The following is a 24391-nucleotide window of genomic DNA, read 5'->3' on the forward strand; positions in this document are numbered from 1 at the left end:
CATGAAAAAACAAATTAAAAATAATAGTGAAGACATCTCTCGAAAAGAGGCTCTAAAAAAAATAGGTGGTTATGGTAAGTATGCAGCTTTAACCGCTTTAGGAACTTATCTTATTTTAAGTCCACAAAAAGCACAAGCGCAAAGCCCTGGAGCTCCAGGAGAAGACTTTTAATATCTTTTTATTTTTTTAACAATAAAACCTCGATTATTTCGGGGTTTTATTATTTTTACTACCTATGATTTTACAGCGAACATTAGAAAACAAAACTATCTTATGGCTTCAAAAAAGCAACCAATACTTAATAGTAGAACCTTTTGTTGCTGAAATTATTTCTCTTTTAAACAATCAAGTTACTAAAGAAGAAATCATAACTGCTTTATCTGATAAAAACAGCACCACAAACCATAAAATTTCTGTTATTATAGATGATATTTCTAAATTATTAACCACACCGTCAAAAGAAAAACCTAATAATTATTTAGTTAAAAAGCCTCAACTATTTCAATACCAATCTTATTATAAAATTAATGATGTTATTATTCATGTTCACTATTCTACCGAATATGAACGATTTTTAGTACATCCAAAATTTGCACACTTAGAAACTAGTAAACCTGAAGGTAAAATAGATTCATTTCATGTGTATAGTAACGACCAGCATATTTCTTTCTCTATAAATAATGAAGTTATAGAAACTTGGCTATTAAAAGATGTTCACTTTTTTCAGGGAAAATTTTCCATGAAAATAGTAGAACACATGCATCAAAAAACAGAAGATGAATGGCTTGGTGTTTTTCATGCATCAGCAATAAGTAACGGCACATCATCTATGCTTTTTTTAGGAGATTCAGGGAACGGAAAAAGTACATCTTTAGCGCTATTACAAGCAAACGACTTTACCTGTTTAGCTGATGATTTTGTACCTATTGATGCAAAAAAACAGCATATCTATAGCTTTCCTTCTGCTATTTCAATTAAAAAAAATAGTTTAAAAACATTACTTCCTATTTATCCTGAGTTACAAAATTCTGCCGAGTATCATTTTAAAAAGCTAAATAAAATTGTTCGTTACCTTATTCCTAATAATTCTAATAATTACCAACATTTTCCTTGCAAGGCATTGGTTTTTATTAAATACAAAAAAGACAGTGACTTGTTAGTTTCTAAAATATCTAATTTAGATGCATTTCAACAATTAGTTCCTGACTCTTGGTTATCACCTATACCAGAAAATGTAATAAAATTCTTAGACTGGTTTGAAAAACTAACTTGCTACCAACTTACCTATTCTAACAATAGTAAAATGATTGAGACGGTACATAAAATTTTTAACGATGACTTATAAAGAAACACTATTGTTTGTTGGTAAATGCTTAACTATTACACATGAAAAACACAATTATGAAATAGTTAAACAAGAAATAAAATCTGGAAATATCGATTGGGATAATGTGGTTAAATTAAGCACTTCTCATTATGTGTTTCCTGCATTGTATTGTAATTTAAAACGTGCTGATTTTCTACATTACTTACCTAATGATTTAGTTGCCTATATGCAACATATAACAGCTTTAAACCGCACTAGAAATTCTGAAATTATAGCTGAAGCCAAAGAAATAAATGAGTTACTTCTTAAAAATAATATCACTCCTATATTTTTAAAAGGAACAGGTAATTTATTAGACAATCTATACGAAGATATTGCAGAGCGCATGGTTGGGGATATTGATTTTTTGGTTGATAAAAAGGAGTTTGCAAAAACCGTAAATATCTTAAAAAAAAGCGGGTATTCTCAAAAAAACGAAAAAGATATTGATAGCACAATTCTTAATCGACATTACCCTAAAATGACAAAAAACAAAAAAACGGCGGCTATTGAAGTTCACTATAAAATGGTTACAAAAAATGATTGGTTTAATTATAATTATATATATACCGATATAAAAAAACTACCAGATACTACCTCTGTACTTTCCTTTAATAATCAATTACTTTTAACGTGCTTTAACAAACAAATTAACGACAAAGCACAGTGGACAAAAAATATTTCATTTAGAAATTCTTATGATTTATACTTACTCTCTAAGTTTACAAAAGTTAACAAAATACTTTCTATTACAAAAAAACCAGAAATAAGTTTCTTTACAAACTTCGTAGCCAGCACTTATCATTTTTTTAACCAACCAAATTCTTTAGAATATACTAAAACAAATAAGTCTGAAAACTATGTAAATAAACAACTGTATTTTATAGAACATCCAAAAAAAAGCATCTCTTATCAAAAGAAATGGGAATTGTATTTTCTATATCATCATCGTTTTAATGTTATTTTAAAAGCTATATATTTAAAAGAATATAGAACAATTTTTATTAAAAAAATATTTAATTAACCAACCTTTTAACTTCATCAAAATCTAAACCTCCATAATTACCAGAACTCATTAGTAACAAGGCGGTGTTTTCTAAATTCTGATTAAATAAATACTCTTTAAACTCAGCAGGGTTGGTATATATAATTAAATCATCACGTTTAAAAGCATCCGCAATTTGCTGTTCTGTAACCTCTTCTAGTTGCTTAATTTTTACTGCGTGCGGTGAATAAAACACCACTGCTTTGTCTGCTTTATCTAAAGCACCTTTATATTCTGTTAAAAACTCAGCATTTAAACTTGAATACGTATGTAACTCTAAACACGCTAAAACTGTTCTTTCTGAATATTGTTTCTTTACAGCTGTAGTTGTTGCAGCTACTTTACTTGGGCTATGTGCAAAATCTTTAAAAATTACTGATGTTTTATTTTCTGCAATTTTTTCTAATCGTTTACTAGCTCCTTTAAAACTAGCTATTGCTTCATAAAAATCATCCTCATCAATTCCCATGTGTTGGCAAATCCACTTTGCCCCTGCCAAGTTTTGTAAATTATGATCACCAAAAATTTCTAAAGGCAAATCTCCATCAGAAGTATCTAAATACGTAATTCCGTTATCTATAAAATAAGTAGGTGTTTTGTATGGATATTTTTTTATCGGATGATTAGAGTTTTCAACAACCTCTTTTAAAATTAAGTCTTCTTCATTATAAACCATCATTCCGCCATTGGTAAGCGAATCATTAAATATTTTAAATTGCTCTATGTAGTTCTCAAACGTTGGAAATACATTAATATGATCCCATGCAATTCCTGTTAACAACGCAATATTTGGCTTGTATAAATGAAATTTCGGACGCATATCTATCGGAGAGCTTAAATACTCATCTCCCTCTAAAACAATAAATTCATTTTCTTCGGTTAAATGCACCATGGTATCAAAGCCTTCCAACTGTGCTCCTACCATATAATCAACTTCTCTTTCATGATAATTTAACACATGTAAAATCATTGAAGTAATTGTTGTCTTTCCGTGAGAACCTCCAATAACAACACGCGTTTTATCTTTAGACTGCTCATATAAAAACTCTGGATATGAATATATTTTAACACCTAACTTCTGTGCTTTTAACAACTCAACATTATCTTTCTTAGCATGCATTCCTAAAATTATAGCATCTAAATCGGCATTTATTTTTTCTGGAAACCAACCAAATTTTTCTGGTAATAATCCACGCTTTGCTAAACGAGATTTAGAAGGGTCGTGAATTGTATCATCACTTCCTGTAATTTGGTATCCCTTTTGGTGCAAGGCAATTGCTAAATTATGCATTGCACTTCCGCCTATCGCTATAAAATGTACTTTCATCTAAATCTCTTAATTTTCTGTAAATATAATAAAGAACAACAGCTTTAAAAAAACAGAAATCATCGTTTTTAAAATTTAATGATTTTTATTTTTATTAATCGCTGTTTTTTATGTTGTTTTGCCAACATAAAAACTGCTATAAATAATTACCCGTATGCCTAAAAAAACACCCATATATTTCTTCTTGCTTTTACTATCCTCATACAATTTTTTTTCTCAGTGTGCAGGAATAAATAATACGATAACAGTATGCGATAAAGAATCTGATGTTAATTACCAAAACTTAAATTTATTTGATGAATTAGCAGGCGCTCCTGAAGCTGGTGGTACTTGGTTTGCTAACAGCCCTATCAATCAAAATGCAATAAACAGTACTACAGGAGTTGTAAACTTATGGGCTATAAATAGATTTGGAGACCACACATTCACTTACACCAACCCTACTTGTAATGAAAGTGCGGAAGTTACCATTTCTTTGGGTGGTTACCCTGGTGAGGATAATGTTGATGGAGGAGCTAATGCCTGTAGTGATGAAATCGTTGTTGATTTATTTAAGTTTTTAGATAACAACTTAGTTAACTTAACTGCTGATATAAATGGAGAATGGACAGAAGATCCTGCTACCAAAACAAATTTTTTAATTGGTAATTTATTTAACACCTACTCAGCTGGTCCTGGTACCTATACTTTTTACTATACGACTAATTCATTTAAAAGTTGCCCACAAAAAAGAGCAAAAGTAATATTAGAAGTGCATAGAGCTCCAGAAGCTGGAGAAGCCACTAATATTGAAATTTGTGACACCGATGATTTAACCCCTTATGAAAACATAAATTTGTTTGACTATATATCTGGTGAAGACACAAACGGAATTTGGACTGACAAAAACTCGACAAATCAAATAACAAGCCCTTTAGATCATACTATTAATATTAAAGAAATTTATGCCAATTTCGGATCTGGCGTATATGAGTTTAGTTACTCTGTATTACAACCCCATGGTGTTTGTTCTTCTGACGATGCTATTGTTAAAATAATCTTACCAAAAATTTCAGGTCAATTTAAAGTTAACAATCTATGCACCGGTAACCTGATTAATGTTGAAATTGCACATACGCGTACTCTTGACACTAATTTTATTTATAAGTTAGAATATGAAATTGAAAATACAATTACCAATCAAATTGTTTATAACGGTATTGTAGATAACATTAATATTACTAATACTGATAACACTACTAGAAACGCCAATTTTTCAATACCAGCAAACTCACTACCACCCGGAAGTTATGCAATTAAAACAACTGTTATAAACAGCATAGAAGGTGCTATTTGTAATTCTTTTATTATAACTAGTGATTATTTTACCATATATGAAGCAAAAGCTAAAATAGAAGACACTTGTTATGGAGAAAACAACCTTAACCTGATTATTTATAATTTTTATGATGATCAAGGAAATTTATTTACTGGTACAAAAAACGTTGATTATACCATTACAAGTGATACTACAAATGCAACTATAGCTACTGACCTTGATTTTATAAACGGAGAAGTTACATTACCAATTAATTTATCTAACTTTCCTGTTAATGAAAATGATTATAATTTTACAATTCAATCAGCAAACCAAAGCGGATTAAACTGTATTAATTATAACTTCACAATTAATCGAGTTCCTGAAGATATTCAATTAGATATCTCAGTAGATAATTTTTGTAATGCTTCTGATTTAAAAGTGGGTATAAATGCACCCAATTTAGCTGATGGGCAATACTATATAAGCTATGAAGTAATTGATGTTAATAGTACTAGAGTATTAGTTGAAAACACCATTGTTTTTAATGGAGGAATGGCTAACTACAATATCGACATCAATAATTTAGATGATGGTTTTTATAATGTAATACTAAAAAGCACTCAAAATGACACAACTCCCTGTAGAGTGAATTTTGATTTTGAGGTACAAGAAAACTTTTCTATAAATGGCCTCCCAGAAGCCCCCGTACTTGAAGCTAATCAGTCTTTTTGTTTTTCAAATTACGCTCCAAATTCACCTACTTTAGCTGATATAATTGTAAATAGTGGCGAAAATTTAACTTGGTACGCAAATAATACTTCAATCGATTCTCTTAATATTTCAACCCCACTTGTTAATGGTGAAGATTATTACGTAACTGCCAAAAACTTAAACAGTAACTGTGAAAGTGCTGAGCGCTCTGTAGTAACCGTAACTATTTTTACACTACAAATTATAAGCGCTACAAATACTGAGCCTTTATTTTGTAGTAAAGAAAATGCAACTCTTGCTAATTTAGATGCGCAAATTAATTCAGGAGAACTCCTATGGTACGATAGCCCTTCTAAGGGTAATTTACTATCGACTAATACGCTATTAATTAATGATACAACATATTACGCTACAGAAAGCATTAATGGATGTGAAAGTGTTTCTAGAGTACCTTTTAACGTTACAATAGTTACGCCTCCTAAACCAGTAGTAGAAGGAACAACACTTTTATGTGCCTTAGAGAATCCTACATTATTCGATTTTGAGAGCTCTATAACAAACACTACTAATTACGAGCTTATTTGGTACGATGCTATTGAAGGAGGATTAGAACTTAACAATTCTGATTTATTAGATGCAAATACGATATACTACGTTGCTAGTGTTGACACATATTCTGGTTGTGAGAGTGAAAGAGCCCAAGTATCGGTAACCCTTAATAATTGCAACCCTGAAGATTATGATTTTTTTATTCCAGACGGGTTTTCCCCTAATAATGATGGTACTAATGACTACTATTTTATTCCTAATATTGAATACTTCTACCCAGAATATCAACTAGAAATTTTTAATAGATATGGTCAATCTTTATTTAAAGGGGATATAATTTTCCCTAAATGGGATGGAACAGTTTCCTCTGGAAATGAAGCAACTAGCGGCGTATACTTTTATATTCTTAGATATAATAAAAGCGATTTAAAACCAAAACAAGGTAGAATTTATCTAAGTAAATAATAACATGAAAAAAATTATATTTATCATTTGTTTAAATACCGTACTAACGGTGTTTGGGCAACAAGATCCACAGTATACTCAGTACATGTACAATCAGAATGTGGTAAACCCTGCATATGTAACCAATGATTTAGGTATTATTAATTTCGGTTTTATACATAGAACTCAATGGAAATCGGCAGTAGGATCTCCTAAAACATATAACTTATTTGCCCACGTGCCACTAAGTGAAAAAATAGAAGTTGGTGTTTCCGTTATAACTGATAATATTGGTGACGGAGCCTTAAAAGAAAATAATATTTATGCTGATTTTGCTTACATCTTAAAACTTGCTGAAGGACACAAATTATCATTAGGGCTAAAAGCTGGAATTACAAATTTTAATACAAATTTTACAAATTTTAGGTTTCCTGATGACGATACTACAACTGGTTTTATCACGAATGATTTAGCTTTTAAAGATCAAAACAAATCACTCCCAAATTTTGGTACTGGTGCTTTCTATTTTACAGACAGTTACTACCTAGGTGTTTCTGTCCCTAATCTTTTAAATACTAAATACATTGAAGAACGTAATGGAGTTAATAGCCTTGGTGGTGATGAAATTCATTTATTTGTTAATGGTGGATATGTGTATAAATTAAGCAACACCGTTAAGCTAAAACCTTCATTTATGATGAAAGCCGTAAAAGGATCTCCTGTAGTTTTAGATACTTCTTTAAATGTTTTATTTAACAGTAAGTTTGAAGCTGGTTTGTCTTATAGAATTAACGATTCTTATAGTGCTATGTTTAATGTTAGGGCTTTTGATTCGTTAAGAATTGGATATGCTTTTGATTACACAAGTACAAATTTAAGTAGCTTTAATTCAGGCACACATGAAATAATGGTACTCTTTGATTTTGATACAGTAGGATTAAGAAAAGGATATGATAAATCTCCTCGATTTTTCTAAAAAAAGCATATTATGAAAAAAATAACATTCGTATTATTTACAATCTTTATAACCATCGCTTCTAATGCTCAAAGTTTGCATTTAAAAAGAGCCAATAAATATTTTAACAAAGCTTTTTATAGTGAAGCAATACCACTATATGAAAAAGCAATAAAAGAAGAGAAAAGCTTCGAAGCTATAAGAAACCTTGCAGACACTTATTATTACTTAAATAATATGCAGTATGCTTCAAAACATTATAAAACACTGTTTAAATATTATAAAACACTACTAGATGAAAGCTATTATTTTAAATATGCAACGACATTAAAAGCTAACAAAAAGTACAACAGTGCTAACAATATTCTTTTAAGTTATTACAAAAAAAATGATATACAAAAATTTACTACTTTAAAGAAGGAAATTAAATATCTTGAAAACGTAAGTGCTTTAGGTAATCGTTTTATGATTGAAAACTTAGCCATAAATACAAGTCAATCTGAATTTGGCGCGATTCAAAGAGGAAGTGATATTATTTTTGCTGCATCTAAAAAAGAAAACAACACTTTTAATAAAAAGTATGGTTGGAACGGGCAGTCCTATTTAGACTTGTATACAATTCCTAGTAACAAAATACATTTAGGAGATAGCCTTGCTACTTCTTTTTCTGAAACCATAAATACAAAACTGCACGAAGCTACTATTGTATTTACAAAAGATGGTAAAACAGCTTATTTTACCCGTAACAATTTTATAAAAGGAAAACGTAAAAAAGACAACAACAAAATTACGCATGTCCAAATTTATAAAACAGAATTCATTGATGGAAAGTGGAGTAATATTACTCCTCTTCCTTTTAATAATAACGAATATTCTACCGAGCATCCTGCATTAAGCTACGACGAAAAAACATTGTATTTTGCATCAGATATGCCTAATGGTTTTGGTTCTTTCGATATCTACTCTGTTGCAATTAATAATGATGGTACTTTTGATGTTCCTAAAAATTTAGGTGCAACCATCAACACCTCTAAAAAAGAACAATTCCCTTTTATTAGCAAAAATAATAAGTTTTATTTTTCTTCAAATGGCCACCCAGGTTTTGGTTCTTTAGATGTATTTGTAAGCACTATTTCTAATGAAAAAATTAGTAAACCAGATAATGTAGGTTTCCCTGTAAATTCAGGCTATGATGATTTTTCTTTTTCTATTAATTCTGATACTAAAGAAGGTTATTTTGCTTCTAATAGATTAGAGGGTAAAGGAGGTGATGATATTTATAAAATTATAGAAAAAAAACCTTTAATTATTAAAAACTGTAAGCAATTTATTTCAGGTACAATTACAGATATTGATACTAATAAAATATTAGCAAATACATTAATTTTAATTAGTACAAACGAAACTGAATTAGAAAAAACACATACTAATAGTAAAGGTTTCTTTAGTTTCAATGTTGCTTGTGAAACGTCTTACATAATTACAGCCTCTAAAAAAGAATATCAACAAAAGCAAAAAAAAGTTACCACTTATAAAGAAAGAGACAAGAATAATGACGCTTCTTTAGCGCTAAAATCAATTACCGAAATTGAAAGGGAAAGACAAATTGCTATTAAGTTAAAAACTACAAGAGAAAAAGAATTAATCATAAAAGCGAACAACAAACTAAGGCTACTAAAAAAGACTAAAATAGCCCAAGCAATTGCTGCTGAAAAAAACATAGAAAAAGAAAATAATAGAATTATTATTAAAACAGATCAAATAAATTTTGATTATAAACTTTGGTATCTCCGCCGAGATACTAAAAAAGAAATTGACAAAGTAATTGACTTAATGAAAAAGTACCCTGTTATGGTAGTCGAAATAGGTACGCATTCTGATATTCGAGGAAATAATCGATACAATTTAGAATTATCACAAAAAAGAGCTACTTCTGCAAGAATGTATTTTATGGAAAAAGGCATTGAACCTGATAGAATTTCTGCCATTGGTTATGGTGAAACAAAGCCTATTATAAAATGCCAAACAGAAAACGCATGTACCGAAGAGCAACACGAGGTAAATAGAAGATGTGAATTTATCGTAAAAAAAATGTATTAAATTAATAAGAACGAGCCAATTGGTTCGTTCTTTGTTTTATAGACAATCTAAATAATTAAAATAAGTTATTGCTTTATTAATTATCTTTAGAGTTAAACTCAATCATAAAGAAACTTTACTCCTTCAAACAGGTTGTTTACTAACTATTGATTGTTATTGCTATTAATTTACCCTTGCTTTAAGAGCATCAAAACATAAGCTATGAAAAAATTGACCTCTATTTTACTACTAATTTTATTTTCATCTGTTATACATGCCCAAGAAAATTACAAAAACCTTTGGGATGAAGTTCATAAATTTGAAAAAGACAATCTTCCAAAATCTGCCTTAAAAGTTGTAACTATTATTTACGCTAAAGCGGAAGCTGCTAAAAATTCGCCACAAATTATTAAAGCATTATTTTATAAAAGTAAGTTTTCGTTAACTTTAGAAGAAGACGCACAATTAAAAATCATCAATCAATTTAAAGAACAAATTGATAAAAGTAGTTTCCCTACAAAAAACGTATTAGAAAATGTTTTAGCCAATTTGTATTGGCAATACTTTAATGAAAATAGATGGAAATTTTATCAACGCACCAAAACATCAGAAAAAATTGATGAAAACGATTTTAGAACTTGGGATTTAGATACTTTATTCGCTGAAATTCACAGCTATTATCAGAAATCATTAGCAAACGGATTGCTATTACAACAAAATGATGTTTCTGAATTTAGTGAGATTTTACACATCGCTAAAGGCTCAAAAGAATACCGTCCTACTCTATTCGATTTCTTAACACATAATGCACTAGAGTTTTATAAAACATCGGAAACAAATATTACCAAACCTGCGTATCAATTTAAAATTGATAATCCTAAATTAATAAGTGAAGTTGGTTACTTTTCTACTATCAACTTAACTTCAAAAGACACTGTTTCACTTCAACTTAATGCGTTAAAAATTTATCAAGAACTAATAAACTTTCATTTTAAAAACAACAATTTAAAAGCTTTAGCTACGGTAGATTTAGAACGCTTAAATTTTGTGAATCAATATGCTACTTTTAATAATAAAGAACAGTTGTTTTTGCAAACATTAAAATCAGCTGAAAACAACTATAAAAAACAAGAAATAGCTGGATTGTATAGTTATAAAATTGCTGAAATTTATAAACAACAAGCAAACAATTATAAATCAACCAAAAATAAGGAATTTCGATTTAAAAACGAAGAAGCGCTTGCCATTTGCAATCGTGTAATTACAAAGTTTCCTAAAAGTGTTGGTGCAAAAAAATGTGAAGCTTTAAAAAAGCAAATAAAAACGAAAACACTTTCTCTTTTATCAGAAAAGTTCAGTCCTATAAATACTGCTTCTCGTTTATTAATAACCTACAATAATATTGATAAGTTATATTTTACAACTTATAAAATCAGTAGAGATCAAATAGAAAAATTAAATAACATATATAAGGAAGAAGAACGTATCATCTTTATAAAAAAACTAACGACAGTAAAAGCTTGGAGTAATAAATTAAGAAACGAATCTGATTATTTATCGCACTCAACCGAAGTTGTCGTTCCAAAACTTACACAGGGAAATTATTTAATTGTAGCCCATGAAAACGAGACTTTAGGTGCTACTGACTTGTTTGCTACTGCAAATATTCAGGTAAGTAATTTGGTGTTAATTGAAAGCACAGACAACAATATAAAAACCTATCAAGTAGTTGATAGAAATACTGGCAAACCTATTAAAAATGCGCAATTATTACTAAAAAATAAAGAGTATCGAAACAGAAAAAACATCAATCAGAAATTAATTACTGATGAAAATGGTTTTGCAACTTATAAAAGTAACCACACGTATTACAACATGTATATTAATGTTAGCACCGATAATGATAGCGCTGTTTTTGGTAATTATTTTTTATATAAACATCAAAAATCAAATACAAATATACAGGATGAAAGCATCAAAATAAAACCGTTTATTTTTACTGATAGAAGTATTTATCGACCTGGACAAACGGTTTATTTTAAAACTATTTTCATTCAAAAAAAGAACGATAAACCTACTGCTTTTACAAATGAATATGTTCAAATTACTTTAAATGATGTAAACGGACAAGAAGTTAAAAAGCTAGATTTAAAACTAAATGAATTCGGGTCTGCATCTGGTGAAATAGTATTACCTAATAACGGTTTAACTGGCGAATATTCTTTTAATATTGATGAAAGTGAGAAAAAAGAAAGTGTTTTTTACGATACTGTTGATTTCGATTTTGACAGGGGTGATTACATTACTACTATTTCTGTAGAAGAATACAAGAGACCGAAATTTGAAACCGATTTTAAACCAGTTACCGAAACTTTTAGACTGAATGATAGTATTACCGTAAACGGATTTTCAAAAGCTTTTTCTGGAGCAAATATAACCGACGCTAAAGTGGTATATCGAGTTCATAGAAAAGTACAATACCCTAATTGGTGGTATTGGCGTAGACCAAATTCATCGTCTGAAGCACAAGAAATTACACACGGAGAAAGCATTACTGATGCAGCAGGTAATTTTTCTATCAAATTTAAAGCACTTCCAGATGAAAGTGTTTCTAAAGAAGATTTACCAATTTTTAATTATGAAATTACGGCTGATGTTACCGATATTAATGGAGAAACAAGAAGCGCTACTACAATCGTAAAAGTAGGTTACCATGCATTAACGGCTTCTTTACAAATAAATCCGATTGTTAATAAAGAAGAGAAACAGCATAAAATAAAAATTAACACTGAAAACTTAAATAACGAGTTTGTGGCTGCTAACGGAACTGTTAAAATTTACAAGTTGCAAGCTCCTAAAAATCCGTTACGAAAAAGGCCTTGGAATACACCCGATTATCAAGATATTTCAGAGGTTAAATTCAAAAAATTGTTTCCGAATGATGCTTATACTAAAGAAGAACAAAATGAAGCTTCTTGGGAGAAAGGGAAATTGGTTTTTGAAAAAGAGTTTGATACTAAAAAATCGAAAGAGATTATTTTTAAACACATAAAAAACTGGACTTCAGGTAAATATATCGCCGTTTTAACTACGCAAGATAAATTTAAACAGCAAGTAACCGACAAAGCTCACTTTACAGTTACTAGTGCTAGTGATAAAAAAATTGCTGATAATAAATTATTTTTTATCAACACGAACAAAACTAATTATTTGGTTAACGATACTGTTTGTTTAGAACTTGCCTCTGCATCAAAAGATATTACTGTAATTATTCAGGTTGAAAAAAATTACAAAATTGTAGATACACAATTAGTCTATTTAAATAATAACGTAAAGTCTATTGAAATCCCTGTAAAAAAAGAAGATATTGGCGGTTTTGCTGTTAAATACTACTTTGTAAATTATAATTCTTTTAGCAGTGGTGTACTTAATATTTCGGTTCCTAAAAAAGAAGAACTTATTACGATTGAAACCACTACTTTTAGAGATAAGTTACAACCGGGTGTACAAGAAAAATGGAGTTTCACCATTAAAAACGACCAAAAAAATAAAGTAACTGCCGAAGTTTTAGCAAGTATGTACGATGCTTCTTTAGATGAGTTTAAACCTCATAATTGGCAATTCAACCCAGTAACAACCTCTAGTTATTATTCATACAGAAATACCGCAAACGCACAACATAGTTTTGGGTACGAGAATTTTAGAATTTATAACCGTAATTATTCGAATAACAATTATCAACATCAACAATATGATCAATTAAATTGGTTTGGGTTTTCATTTGCAAACAATTATGCTAGAACAATGACAATGGATAGAAGAGTTAAAATGAGTGCTCCTTCTCCTGAAAGAATACAGGTCGTTGAAAATGAAATGGAAGAAACAATCATGTCTGTTACCGAAGGTGATTCTTTAGATGAAATTGTAGTAATTGGTTTAAACAGTGAGAATGAAAAAAAACAAGAAAAAACATCCTTAAAAGGAATTAAAATTCGTAAAAACTTACAAGAAACGGCTTTCTTTTATCCGCATTTAACTACCGATAAAAAAGGAAATATTACGTTTAGTTTTACAACTCCCGAAGCGTTAACAAAATGGAAACTGCAATTATTAGCACATACTAAAGAAGCACAATCGGCTATAAAAACATTAACATCGGTAACTCAAAAAGAGTTAATGGTTACCCCAAATGCTCCGCGGTTTTTAAGAGAAGGCGATAAAATAACGTTGAGTGTTAAAATTTCCAATCTGTCAGATAAAAATCTGCTAGGTATATCTCAATTAATTTTAACGGATGCTATTACAGGTAAAGAGATTCATCTATTAGAAAATTCAACAAAAAATCAATCTTTTAAAGTTGATACAAACGGAAATACAAATGTTTCTTGGAATTTAACTATTCCGGATACTGTGCAATCCGTTCAATATAAAATTATAGCCAAAGCCGGCGATTTTTCTGACGGAGAACAAAATGTCTTACCTGTTTTATCTAATCGAATGTTAGTTACTGAAACACTGCCAATGTGGGTGCGTTCTAATCAAACAAAAACATTTACGTTAAATAAACTAAAAAACAATACCTCAACAAGCTTAAAACATCACAAACTAACACTAGAAGTCACTTCTAATCCGGCTTGGTATGCTGTGCAATCGTTGCCCTATTTAATGGAGTATCCATATGAATGTAGCGAACAAACTTTTGCACGTTATTACGCAAATACATTGGCGAATCATATTGCTAATTCAAACCCAAGAATTCAGGAAGTTTTTAAACAATGGAAATCTTCGGAAGCCTTAGTAAGTAACTTAGAGAAAAATCAGGAATTAAAATCGTTGATTATTCAAGAAACTCCTTGGTTACGAGATGCGCAATCTGAAACAGAACAAAAGAAACGTATTGCCTTATTATTCGATTTGAATAAAATGAAAAATGAGCAGCAAAGAGCAATTAACAAGCTTAAAAATATGCAAATGAGCACTGGTGGTTTCCCTTGGTTTAAAGGAAGTGATTATGCCAATACATATATTACGCAACACATTGTTAGTGGTTTTGGTCATTTAAAAAAATTAGGTGTCAATAATTTTGATAACGACACAAATAAAATGCTTACGGATGCCATCCATTTTTTGGATAGAGAAATAGAGGAGCGCTACACTAGTTTATTAAAACAAGCCAATAAAATAAAAGCAACAAAGGGCATCGTTAAACATAAAGAATATTTAAAGAAAAACCATTTAAGTTATTTTACGATTCAGTATTTATACATGCGTAGTTTTTATACTGAAATTACATTTTCAAACACGACTAAAAGCGCAATTACATATTATAAAAATCAAACTGCTACTTATTGGAATACTTATAATTTATATGCAAAGGGTCAGATTGCTTTAATTCAATTTAGAGAAGGCAACAAACCCGTTTCTATGAAAATAATTAAATCGTTAAAGGAAAACAGTATTACTTCTGATGAGCTAGGAATGTATTGGAAAAGTAATGTTGCTGGTTATCGGTTTTATGAAACTCCTATTGAAATACAATCTTTATTAATAGAAGCTTTTTCTGAAATTGAAAATGATACTAAAACTATTGATAACCTAAAAATTTGGTTATTAAAAAACAAGCAAACCAATCGTTGGCAAACAACCAAAGCAACCACAGAAGCTGTTTACGCCTTATTATTACAAGGAAGTGATTGGCTTTCAATAACCGATATGGTTGCTATTAAAATCGGAAATCAAAAAATTGATCCTGCTAAGCTAGAAAACGTAAAAATAGAAGCTGGAACCGGATATTTTAAAACTTCTTGGAATAAAGAAGAAATTAAATCGAATATGGCAGAAATAACCATTTCTAAAAGAGGAAAAGGTATTGCTTGGGGAGGATTGTATTGGCAATATTTTGAAGATTTAGATAAAATTACAAGTGCTGAAACTCCACTAAAACTCACTAAAAAATTATTTAAAAAAGTAAATACCGATACAGGTAAAGAGCTTATTGAAATTACTAACAAAACTGATTTAAAAGTTGGTGATTTAATTACCGCAAGAATTGAGCTTCGCTCTGACAGAGACATGGAGTTTATCCATATGAAAGATATGAGAGCATCTGGTGTAGAACCTATAAATATACTTTCGCAATACAAATGGCAAGACGGGTTAGGTTATTATGAAGCTACAAAAGATGCTGCAACAAATTTCTTTTTTGAACGTTTACCTAAAGGGGATTATATTTTTGAATATGATGTGCGAGTAAATAATACAGGGGATTTTAGTAACGGAATTACAACAATACAAAATATGTATGCGCCTGAATTTAGTAGTCATTCAAAAGGAAAACGATTAGTTATTAAGTAACTTTGCTTCCAATTTATAATAAACTACTTTTAACAATAATTAAAACTTAAAATTATGAAAAAAACATTTTTTATTATCGCCTTATTATTTATCGGCGTGTTTTCTGCAAATGCTCAAGACATCTCTAAGAATGCTATTGGTCTTCGATTAGGAGATAGTGATGGTTTTGGTACTGAAATTTCTTATCAAAGAGCCTTAGGAGGCAACAACAGATTAGAAATTGATTTAGGTATAAGAAACGGTAAAGGTTATGATGGATTTAAAGCAACAGGGCTTTACCAATGGGTTTGGCAATTAGAAGGTAGATTCAACTGGTTTGCAGGTGTTGGTGGTGGTCTTGGATCATATAGCTTTGAGAACAACCTACCTAATGGTGATGATAGCGAAACTTTTATTTTTGCTGCTGGTGATATTGGTATTGAATACAATTTCGATATTCCTTTAATGCTTTCTTTGGACGTAAGACCTGAATTTGGTTTTGGTAATTTTAGAGATGATTTAGATTTTGATGTTGCATTAGGTATACGTTACCAATTTTAATCAACTTTTTAATACATAAAAAAACCTCCTTAATTGGAGGTTTTTCTGTTTACAATACTATTTTTTAGGCGGATAATTCATTAATATTTTCTCAATGGTTTTTTTATAATGCATTAATTTTTCTTCTGGTGTTGTCCGTTCTTTTATTGCTCCGTTTGATATTCCTTGCCACAACAACTCATCATTTTCACTCTTTACAAAATCAATAATTAATTTTTGATTCATTTTTTTACTTCCAATAGGAATTCCGCCAGAAATTCCAAAACCTACATTTCGTCCTCCTCCCATTCCTATACCAATAGTGCTTCTATCAATTTTCTTACTTTCATTTGAAATGATATTTATATACATGTCAGGATCTTCAGATAGTTTCATACCCTTTTGTTGTAATCCATTCGTTAATTCGTTCGTTATCCTCTTTACATCCAATTCATTTAAGCCTTCACCAGCATCTTCAAAATAATTAAATGTTTTATATACTTTAAAATCAGTTTTACTATCATAATCATATATCACTTTAGATGAAGAACACCCTACTATAAAAATTAGAAAAAGATACTTTAGTTGTTTCATAATTATATTACTTAAATAATCTGCTTTTATAAAAATACAAAAAACCTCGAAAATTCGAGGTTTTTATTAACTTAGTTAGTTGATTTTTTTATTGAACAGCTTTTAAGGCATCAATATTTCCGTATCCAAATTTAGAATGTTTATTTGGATAAAAGTCTGCAGATTCTTTCATTTTTTGCAATACTTGTTCACGAGACCAAGATGGGTTTTTAGACCATACTAAAGAGGCGATTCCTGCTGTTGTTGCGGTTGCAACAGATGAACCACCAATATAATTAGCTTGCCCGTCATAATAACTTAATACTGGCATCTTATTATCTGTACCATTAGTTCTTTGCATTTGAATAGTAAAATCGATTTTAGAACCTGTATGGCAAACATCACACTTATCATACTCACCTTCTTTAACCCCTGTAACAGCTACTGTTTCAGACATACTTGCCGGAAAAATAACACCATACCAAGTTGTAAATGAAGTTGAAGTACCACCTGCTGCTAAAATCATTTTACCTTTACTATGTGCATATTTAATTGCATCAGAAACATTACCTATACTAAAAGGAGATCCTATAGACATTGAAATTACTTTTACATCACTTCTGTTAGCTAACGCTGTTAGCGCTTCTACAACTCCTCTTTTTTCATGATAATCATTAATAATAACATTCTCTACAGCTCTATAAGTTACTAAATTTGAGTTGTATGCTACACCTACAGGTAAATTATCATTATTTCTTGGAGCCGTTGCTACAGCTGCCATTTTTGTACCATGCCCACACTTATCATTAACACCATCGTAATTATTAGACCATGCCCACCAAGAATCTACAAATGTTCCATACTTCTGAACAGTTCTTCCTGAAGAATCACCATCATTAAAATATTGATTCATCCATTTTTGTTGGGGTGACAAACCTGAATCGATAATAGCAACCGTTACGCCTGCTCCTGTACTATAATTCCATGCGGCTGGAATATTATGTGCATCAAAAGACCAAGGTACTCTTGCTCCTGGCGATACTGTACGGTAATCATTTGTACTTAATGTTGTACTTCCATAACCACAGCCTGAACCACCTTCTGATCGAGCTTGATTATCTGAATCTAAGAAATTATAGCCTCCAGGCTCAATATAACGTACTCTACTATCTTTTAATAATGTTTCAATAGTTTCTTTATTTGTTACTCTAATATCTATAACATTAATAATTTCATCAACATATAATTCACTAGCTCCTTTTGCTGATGTTTTTTCTAGGCCATGAACAAGTTGAATTAATTCATTTTTAATATTATTTGTCTCTGTAGTTCTTGCAAATTGATTTTTAGAATTCCCATAACCAATGGTTAAAATATTCTCACCATGTTTTACAGCACTCCAAATTGTATGAGCATTTTGTGTTGTCCAATTGAAATCACCCGTAGTTTGTAATGAGGTATTAATAATTGAGTTAATTTCTTTTTTTGAAAGCAGTTCATTTTGTTCTTCTTGCACCTCTAATGTTTCGTTATTAGAACACGAAAACATTGCTAAAACAATAGCTAAACTTAATATTTTTTTTTTCATTTTAATTGAAGGGTTTAGGTTAAACTTTTGCGAATATAGTAAAATTTTAATAATACTTTAACACAAAACTCAGTATCACCGCCAAATAAAATGATTTTGTTAATTTATAGCTTTTTTCATAAAACAAGAGCAGCACCTTTATAAAAGTGCTGCTCTTGTTTTGTAGAATTAAAAAAAATCACTTTTCAAGAACTACTCTTGTAGGAGTATCTTTACCATTTATAATACTTTCTGTTCCTTTTGCGACTGCTTGTATCGTTTGTGTAATTACCGTCATATTTAAAGTTTCTGCTTCATCAGATACTTTATGATAATCTTTATCTACATCAATTGGTGTAGTAGAAAATGTATGTGAAGGCACTCCTAAACGAGCTAAAGAGGCATTATCAGATCTAAAAAATAAATTGAATTTTTTATATGGATCTGGAAACAATTGATAGCCTGTACCTACTAAATTCTTCTGAATAATTTTACCAAAATCAGAACGTTCGAAACCTGTTAGCCAAGCAGTATTTGGTCCAAAACTTGGCGTTTTCCCTATCATTTCTAAATTAATTCCTGCTACAAATTTACTAGCATCAATTCCTTTACCAAAATGTGTAGAACCTATTAATCCCATTTCTTCTGCTGTAAAAGCCACAAAAATAATTGTTCTTTCGTTTTGTCCTTTATTTTTAAAATACTTTGCCAAGGCTAAAACTCCCGTTACACCAGATGCATCATCATTTGCTCCGTTAAAAATTAAATCTCCTTCTCCTGTTTCTTTTGTACCTAAATGATCATAATGCGCCGAAACTACCACATATTCATTCTTTTTACTCTTCCCTTCTAAAACTCCAATTACGTTGAACATTTTAATTCCTTTATATTCAAAATTCTGACGAAAAGTTGATAATGAATTATACTTTTTTAATCCAATTTTTTCAAATTCATTTTCTATATATTTTGCTGCTTTTTCAATACCATCTGTACCAGGCTTCCTACCTCCCATTTCGTCAGAAGCCAGTGTATACAAGTGTTTTTTAACAAGAGATGAATCAATATTAATTACACTTTTTTTAATATTCGTTGAAGCTTTTGCACTGGTAATTGTTAATTTTTTATTGTCCTTTTGCACTGTTTTACACGATAACATCAACATTGTTAACAATGTTGACACATATATTATTTTTCTCATCTGGTTAATTGATTCTATTTGTTATTTAATTTAAAAGGTTAAATATAACCAATTATTTTTTCGCTTTTTGTGAACTTTTTGTTTTAAAAGCTCAGTGTTTATTCTTAAATTTTAAACAAATAATTTATAGGCATAATTTTTGATAAATAAAGTTGTTATAACTTTACATATGAAGCCATATTACTTTCTTTTTTTTCTAATATTTTCATCATTATCAGCGCAAGATTTTTCTTCTGTTGATGCCAAAATAAAAACCTACCCTAAAATAATTACTGCTGATAGACTAGCAAATAAAATTACTACTGATTTTAATTCTGATCAAGAAAAGGTAAGGGCTGTATTTTCTTGGCTAGCATTTAATATTCGATATAATTTAAAAGAATTTTATAATACTAGTCAAAAAAAAATCGGTTTTAGATACAGAACAGAAGATGAAAAACAAGCAAAGATTAAAGCTATAAAAGAAGCTATTGTAAATAAAACACTTTCTAGTAGGAGTGCTGTTTGTGAAGGTTATGCACAAACATTTAGTAAAATTTGCTCACTTTTAAATATTGAAAATGAAGTAATAAAAGGACATGTAAGAAACTCCTCTAGTGATATAGGAAAAATAAATAACCGTACAAATCATGCATGGAATGCCGTAAAGCTAAATAATAAATGGATTTATATTGATGCTACCTGGGCGGCTGGCGCTGTTATGAACGGTAATTGGCAGCGTAACTTTAATAATTATTACTACAACATACCGAAAGAAAAATATTTCTTCACTCACTTTCCTGAAGATGTACTATGGCAATTACGTGTAAAGCGAATGAGCTTAAAAGAATACTTTAACCAACCCATATATTCTTCTTCTTTTCTTAGAAATGAATATGAAATAATTAAACCAACATCAGGTATCGTATACCGAAAACCAAATGAACCTGTTAGTTTCACTCTTAAAAACGTAAAATCCAATCAATCTATTTATTGTGCGTTTAGAAACTCTAAATATGCTGAAAAGCCAAAAATAACCTTTGACAAAAACCTTGTAACTATTAGTATTATTCCCCCTAGTAACAGCAAAGAAATTTATTTAATTATAGATAAAGAAGTTGTATTAGAATACCTTATAAAATAGATTCATTCTTTCTAACTTTATAAGCCTCTAACAAAACATTTATTAATATCTTTTCATTAACATCTTCTAGTCGATAATACCGAAGAGATTTCACTGCCTTTCTTTTTTCTAATACTAAAAATTCATTGTACTCTTTAAGTACCGTTTTAGAATAAAATCCAACATCAACAGACCCCTTTTTAGTCGCATTAAAATAACACAAAGGCTTGCCTTTTAAATAATAAAAAGGCAGTTTCCATTTATACAACAATTCAGTATCAGTAAAATTAGCTTCAATTAAAACCTGAAGGTATAATAAAATTGATCGTAACGGTTCTTCTTGCTTTAAAATATATTCTTCAGATGGTTTCATCCTTTAAAAATAACATAATTTTAAAAATTTGCTTTTATTTTTTTAAGAATATCCTCGATACCATTTAGTTGTAACTCATAGACCAATCCCATCATTTTACCCAACTTACCCTCAGGAAAACCTTTGTTTTTGTACCAAACTAAATAATACTCAGGAATATCTACTAAATAAGTTCCTTTATATTTACCAAATGGCATTCGCATTTTTGCGGTATCTATTAAAAATTGTTGGTCTGGTAGCATTTAATACTATTAAAAATTATATTATGAAAAAATTTAATTATCAATCTTAAAACCTGGCTTCACATATCCTTTCGGAACGTTTTCTGGAGGAACGGTTAACACATTTCCATCTCTAACAGCATTGTAATGCGGAGATAATATTTCGATACCTGCATTGTGTAACTCATTTTTAATACTTTCATGTAAATGAGAATATATTACAGCTGCTTTTTCTGGATTTTTAGTATGGCAATTAATTTCATAATTGATGTAAAAATCATCCAAACTTTTTACCAATACAAAAGGCAAAGGTTTATCTAAAATCATCGGAGTATTTTTTGCTCCTTTTACTAAAGCCTTTATAACCTCATCACTCGAAACGTCGTAACCGATAGTTACAGAAGTGTGCAGAATTACGCCTACATCTTCTGTTGCATTTTTACTGAAATTAATAATGTGATTCCCTAAAATTGATGAATTAGGAATCGTTACATCAATATTTTTAATTGTTTTAACTCTTGTTACCAATAAACTTCTTTCGGTAACATCACCAATAGTAGTTCCTATTTCTACGCGATCACCAACTTTAAAAGGACGCATGTAAGTAATTACGATACCTGCAACAATATTAGATATTGCAGCTGTTGAACCTAAAGAAAATAACACTCCAAAAAAGATAGAAACACCTTTAAATCCGTCAGACTGAGAACCCGGAATATAAGGCCAGCAAATAATTACTGCAAAAGCAATTATAACAACTCTTAATAAATTAAAAGTTGGCTTAGCCCAATCGGCATGAAAACCATCTAATGTTACAGCCTCTCGTTCTAATTCACTCGTTAAATACTTTAAAAACTTTAAAAGGTATTTGGTTCCATAAAAAATTACAATTATAAAAAACAAGCCTGGTATAAAATCTAAAAGTCCTTCTATTATAAAGTATACAGGTTTTAGTATGTATTCAAAAGCTTTTTTAGCATACTCTTCTGTTTCTGGTATAAAGCTAAAAACAAGCGGTAAATAAAATATTAAAAACAAAATGCTTGTTGCATACCTTAAACTTTTTGTTACAAATTTTAAGATATGCCTTTCTCTTCTAGGCGTTATAAATTTAAAGAAATTAACTAATTCTATTTTTCTAAAAAAGAAATTCCGATCTAGCTTATCTAATTTAGACTGAAACCAATTGAAAAGTTTTTTTAGTAGATAAAAAAACAGGAGAATTCCTAAAATAGATACCCCGAAATATATGTAACTTAAAATCATGTTATTAAAAATGTTATTTATAAAGAAGAATGTTTTAAAAACGAAGTATTAAAACTCTTTATATACTCGTAGTTTTAAATAAACTAAAAATCCCGCTAAGTGCGGGATTTTAATTATTCTTTTCCGTCTACATATTGTTGTAAATACGAATATCGTTCTGCTAACTCCCCTTTGCTAGTTGTCATTTTTGCTCTTGCTAAAACTCCGTCTTTATCATTATTAAAAAATGACGGAATTACATGTTTTAAAAACATTTCACCAAAACCTTCACTTGCATCTTTAGGTAATTCACAAGGTAAATTATCTACCGCCATTACCGTTATTGCTTCTGGACTTTTAAAATCGACTTCTTTTTCTGTTTGCGGGTTATATCCATAAATAGGATCGGCAATTGTAGATGCTTTTATTGTTGAAGCAACAGGGCCGTCTACATCACACGAAACATCGGCAACATATTTTATCTTAAAATCTGATAATTTAGCATCTTCTCTTGTAAATAAATAAGGTGCTCCGTTTCCGTAAAAATGACCTGCAATAAAAAAATCTGTTTCCTTTGCATATGCCATAAAATTACTTTCATAATCTGTAGGGTCTTTATAAAAAGCTTGTTTATTACCTACTTTTCCATCTTTGCGTTTTGCATATTCCATAACATCTGCCATGCAATATACAGGTTCGGTAAATTTTGATGTTAAATACAAGGCGTCAGAAACTTGTTTTATACCTAAAAAATCTAAAATTTCTTTAGCTCCGTATGCAACTTTACCTGTACCTGTTAATAATATTTTTAAATTTGGTAGTTTAATTTTATCTAATTCAACTTTTACCGCTTCTAAATCTGCTAATGTTTCTACTTTAGGTAAAGTAAATGTGTTTTCACGTAAACCTATCGCTCTAAATCCGTTATAAGCACCAACCAAACCTGCATAACGGCCAAAACCAATTAAACGTGTTCCGTTTTCTTTAACAATCGTTTCATGGTCAAACATTTCAATGTTTTTTGCCAACATTTCTTTTAACAACTTACGGTTGTAAGGTTGTTTTTTGATGGTATGACTGAAATAAAAATATTTTTTATTAGGAATCAAATTTTCTAAAGGAACTTCTTTTACTCCTAATAAAACATCGCAATCTGAAACGTCTTTTACCACTTCAAAACCTGCTTTCTGATACTCCTCATCAGTAAAAATTCTAATATCAGAACTTTCTACAACTATTTCAGCTTGTGGAAATTGTTGTTTAAATTCTTTTAATTTTTCTGGTGAAAATACGACACGCCTATCTGGTGGATTTTTACGTTCTTTTATGATTGCAAATTTCATACTTATATTTTATTTTTTTGAAGCCCTGCGAATTTACTCTTTTTTATAGGTTTGCACAACCTTGTTTTTATTATCTTTGCCGACCGCGTTAGGGATTGAAGCATTTGTTGGAGCTCCTT

At 30.0% G+C, this 24391-nt stretch carries 17 protein-coding genes; 9 read left to right on the top strand and 8 right to left on the bottom strand.

Translation table 11 applies throughout. From position 1 onward, the window contains the following. Nucleotide 1 precedes the first annotated feature (1 nt). The 3 genes from ACQ629_RS04820 (at nt 2) to ACQ629_RS04830 (ending at nt 2391) form a co-directional block, all read left to right on the top strand. Nucleotides 2-172, top strand: a complete 171-nt coding sequence (locus ACQ629_RS04820; RefSeq protein WP_483706809.1) for a hypothetical protein — start codon at nt 2-4, stop codon at nt 170-172. Between the two features lie 64 nt (nt 173-236). Next, nucleotides 237-1346, top strand: coding sequence for a hypothetical protein (locus tag ACQ629_RS04825; RefSeq protein ID WP_483706810.1), 1110 nt, complete (start codon nt 237-239; stop codon nt 1344-1346). Beyond that, nucleotides 1336-2391, top strand: coding sequence for a nucleotidyltransferase domain-containing protein (locus ACQ629_RS04830; RefSeq protein WP_483706811.1), 1056 nt, complete (start codon nt 1336-1338; stop codon nt 2389-2391). The genes ACQ629_RS04825 and ACQ629_RS04830 overlap by 11 nt, the downstream gene beginning before the upstream one ends. Here ACQ629_RS04830 and ACQ629_RS04835 read toward each other — a convergent pair. Continuing rightward, the gene (locus ACQ629_RS04835; protein WP_483706812.1) at nt 2384-3739 is read right to left on the bottom strand and encodes a UDP-N-acetylmuramate--L-alanine ligase; all 1356 of its coding nucleotides are present in this window, start codon (nt 3737-3739) and stop codon (nt 2384-2386) included. The genes ACQ629_RS04830 and ACQ629_RS04835 overlap by 8 nt on opposite strands. 154 nt (nt 3740-3893) lie before the next feature. Between ACQ629_RS04835 and ACQ629_RS04840 the strand changes: the two genes are divergently transcribed. The 5 genes from ACQ629_RS04840 (at nt 3894) to ACQ629_RS04860 (ending at nt 16671) form a co-directional block, all read left to right on the top strand. After that, nucleotides 3894-6764, top strand: coding sequence for a T9SS type B sorting domain-containing protein (locus ACQ629_RS04840; RefSeq protein WP_483706813.1), 2871 nt, complete (start codon nt 3894-3896; stop codon nt 6762-6764). A gap of 4 nt (nt 6765-6768) precedes the next feature. Beyond that, complete coding sequence (locus tag ACQ629_RS04845) at nt 6769-7719, top strand: PorP/SprF family type IX secretion system membrane protein (protein WP_483706815.1); 951 nt, start codon at nt 6769-6771, stop codon at nt 7717-7719. 12 nt (nt 7720-7731) lie between these two features. Beyond that, nucleotides 7732-9798 carry an OmpA family protein gene (locus tag ACQ629_RS04850; RefSeq protein WP_483706816.1) on the top strand — a complete coding sequence of 689 codons (2067 nt, stop codon included), beginning with the start codon at nt 7732-7734 and terminating at the stop codon, nt 9796-9798. 201 nt (nt 9799-9999) lie between these two features. Beyond that, on the top strand, nt 10000-16131 hold the full coding sequence (locus ACQ629_RS04855; protein ID WP_483706817.1) for an alpha-2-macroglobulin family protein: 6132 nt from the start codon (nt 10000-10002) through the stop codon (nt 16129-16131). Nucleotides 16132-16185: 54 nt separating this feature from the next. Continuing rightward, a complete protein-coding gene (locus ACQ629_RS04860) occupies nt 16186-16671 on the top strand; it encodes a hypothetical protein (RefSeq protein ID WP_483706818.1) in 486 nt (161 codons plus the stop codon). Nucleotides 16672-16728: 57 nt separating this feature from the next. Here the strand turns inward: ACQ629_RS04860 and ACQ629_RS04865 are convergent, their stop codons facing one another. The 3 genes from ACQ629_RS04865 to ACQ629_RS04875 all read right to left on the bottom strand — a co-directional run bounded on the left by ACQ629_RS04865 (nt 16729) and on the right by ACQ629_RS04875 (nt 19988). After that, nucleotides 16729-17244: a DUF4136 domain-containing protein gene (locus ACQ629_RS04865; protein ID WP_483706819.1), complete on the bottom strand. Its 516-nt coding sequence runs from the start codon at nt 17242-17244 to the stop codon at nt 16729-16731. Between the two features lie 88 nt (nt 17245-17332). Then, nucleotides 17333-18811, bottom strand: a complete 1479-nt coding sequence (locus tag ACQ629_RS04870) for a S8 family peptidase (RefSeq protein ID WP_483706820.1) — start codon at nt 18809-18811, stop codon at nt 17333-17335. 178 nt (nt 18812-18989) lie between these two features. Further along, nucleotides 18990-19988: a M20/M25/M40 family metallo-hydrolase gene (locus ACQ629_RS04875; RefSeq protein ID WP_483706821.1), complete on the bottom strand. Its 999-nt coding sequence runs from the start codon at nt 19986-19988 to the stop codon at nt 18990-18992. A 169-nt stretch (nt 19989-20157) separates the two neighbouring features. Between ACQ629_RS04875 and ACQ629_RS04880 the strand changes: the two genes are divergently transcribed. After that, entirely contained in the window at nt 20158-21111 is a 954-nt protein-coding gene (locus tag ACQ629_RS04880) for a transglutaminase domain-containing protein (protein ID WP_483706822.1), read from the top strand. Here ACQ629_RS04880 and ACQ629_RS04885 read toward each other — a convergent pair. From ACQ629_RS04885 to ACQ629_RS04900, 4 genes are all read right to left on the bottom strand, one after another. Next, nucleotides 21101-21463: a DUF1801 domain-containing protein gene (locus ACQ629_RS04885; protein WP_483706824.1), complete on the bottom strand. Its 363-nt coding sequence runs from the start codon at nt 21461-21463 to the stop codon at nt 21101-21103. The genes ACQ629_RS04880 and ACQ629_RS04885 overlap by 11 nt on opposite strands. 20 nt (nt 21464-21483) lie before the next feature. Continuing rightward, nucleotides 21484-21705 carry a DUF3820 family protein gene (locus ACQ629_RS04890; protein ID WP_483706825.1) on the bottom strand — a complete coding sequence of 74 codons (222 nt, stop codon included), beginning with the start codon at nt 21703-21705 and terminating at the stop codon, nt 21484-21486. 33 nt (nt 21706-21738) lie between these two features. Next, nucleotides 21739-22722, bottom strand: a complete 984-nt coding sequence (locus ACQ629_RS04895) for a mechanosensitive ion channel family protein (protein WP_483706826.1) — start codon at nt 22720-22722, stop codon at nt 21739-21741. A 341-nt stretch (nt 22723-23063) separates the two neighbouring features. Continuing rightward, on the bottom strand, nt 23064-24272 hold the full coding sequence (locus tag ACQ629_RS04900) for an NAD(P)-dependent oxidoreductase (protein WP_483706827.1): 1209 nt from the start codon (nt 24270-24272) through the stop codon (nt 23064-23066). Between the last annotated feature and the right edge of the window lie 119 nt (nt 24273-24391).

The sequence above is a fragment of the Tenacibaculum sp. SM2510 genome, from assembly GCF_057002845.1.

Excerpts from the sequence above, each read along its gene's own strand:
- ACQ629_RS04820 (WP_483706809.1), top strand. The coding sequence starts at position 2 with ATGAAAAAACAAATTAAAAATAATAGTGAAGACATCTCTCGAAAAGAG.
- ACQ629_RS04825 (WP_483706810.1), top strand. The coding sequence starts at position 237 with ATGATTTTACAGCGAACATTAGAAAACAAAACTATCTTATGGCTTCAA.
- ACQ629_RS04830 (WP_483706811.1), top strand. The coding sequence starts at position 1,336 with ATGACTTATAAAGAAACACTATTGTTTGTTGGTAAATGCTTAACTATT.
- ACQ629_RS04835 (WP_483706812.1), bottom strand. The coding sequence starts at position 3,739 with ATGAAAGTACATTTTATAGCGATAGGCGGAAGTGCAATGCATAATTTA.
- ACQ629_RS04840 (WP_483706813.1), top strand. The coding sequence starts at position 3,894 with ATGCCTAAAAAAACACCCATATATTTCTTCTTGCTTTTACTATCCTCA.
- ACQ629_RS04845 (WP_483706815.1), top strand. The coding sequence starts at position 6,769 with ATGAAAAAAATTATATTTATCATTTGTTTAAATACCGTACTAACGGTG.
- ACQ629_RS04850 (WP_483706816.1), top strand. The coding sequence starts at position 7,732 with ATGAAAAAAATAACATTCGTATTATTTACAATCTTTATAACCATCGCT.
- ACQ629_RS04855 (WP_483706817.1), top strand. The coding sequence starts at position 10,000 with ATGAAAAAATTGACCTCTATTTTACTACTAATTTTATTTTCATCTGTT.
- ACQ629_RS04860 (WP_483706818.1), top strand. The coding sequence starts at position 16,186 with ATGAAAAAAACATTTTTTATTATCGCCTTATTATTTATCGGCGTGTTT.
- ACQ629_RS04865 (WP_483706819.1), bottom strand. The coding sequence starts at position 17,244 with ATGAAACAACTAAAGTATCTTTTTCTAATTTTTATAGTAGGGTGTTCT.
- ACQ629_RS04870 (WP_483706820.1), bottom strand. The coding sequence starts at position 18,811 with ATGAAAAAAAAAATATTAAGTTTAGCTATTGTTTTAGCAATGTTTTCG.
- ACQ629_RS04875 (WP_483706821.1), bottom strand. The coding sequence starts at position 19,988 with ATGAGAAAAATAATATATGTGTCAACATTGTTAACAATGTTGATGTTA.
- ACQ629_RS04880 (WP_483706822.1), top strand. The coding sequence starts at position 20,158 with ATGAAGCCATATTACTTTCTTTTTTTTCTAATATTTTCATCATTATCA.
- ACQ629_RS04885 (WP_483706824.1), bottom strand. The coding sequence starts at position 21,463 with ATGAAACCATCTGAAGAATATATTTTAAAGCAAGAAGAACCGTTACGA.
- ACQ629_RS04890 (WP_483706825.1), bottom strand. The coding sequence starts at position 21,705 with ATGCTACCAGACCAACAATTTTTAATAGATACCGCAAAAATGCGAATG.
- ACQ629_RS04900 (WP_483706827.1), bottom strand. The coding sequence starts at position 24,272 with ATGAAATTTGCAATCATAAAAGAACGTAAAAATCCACCAGATAGGCGT.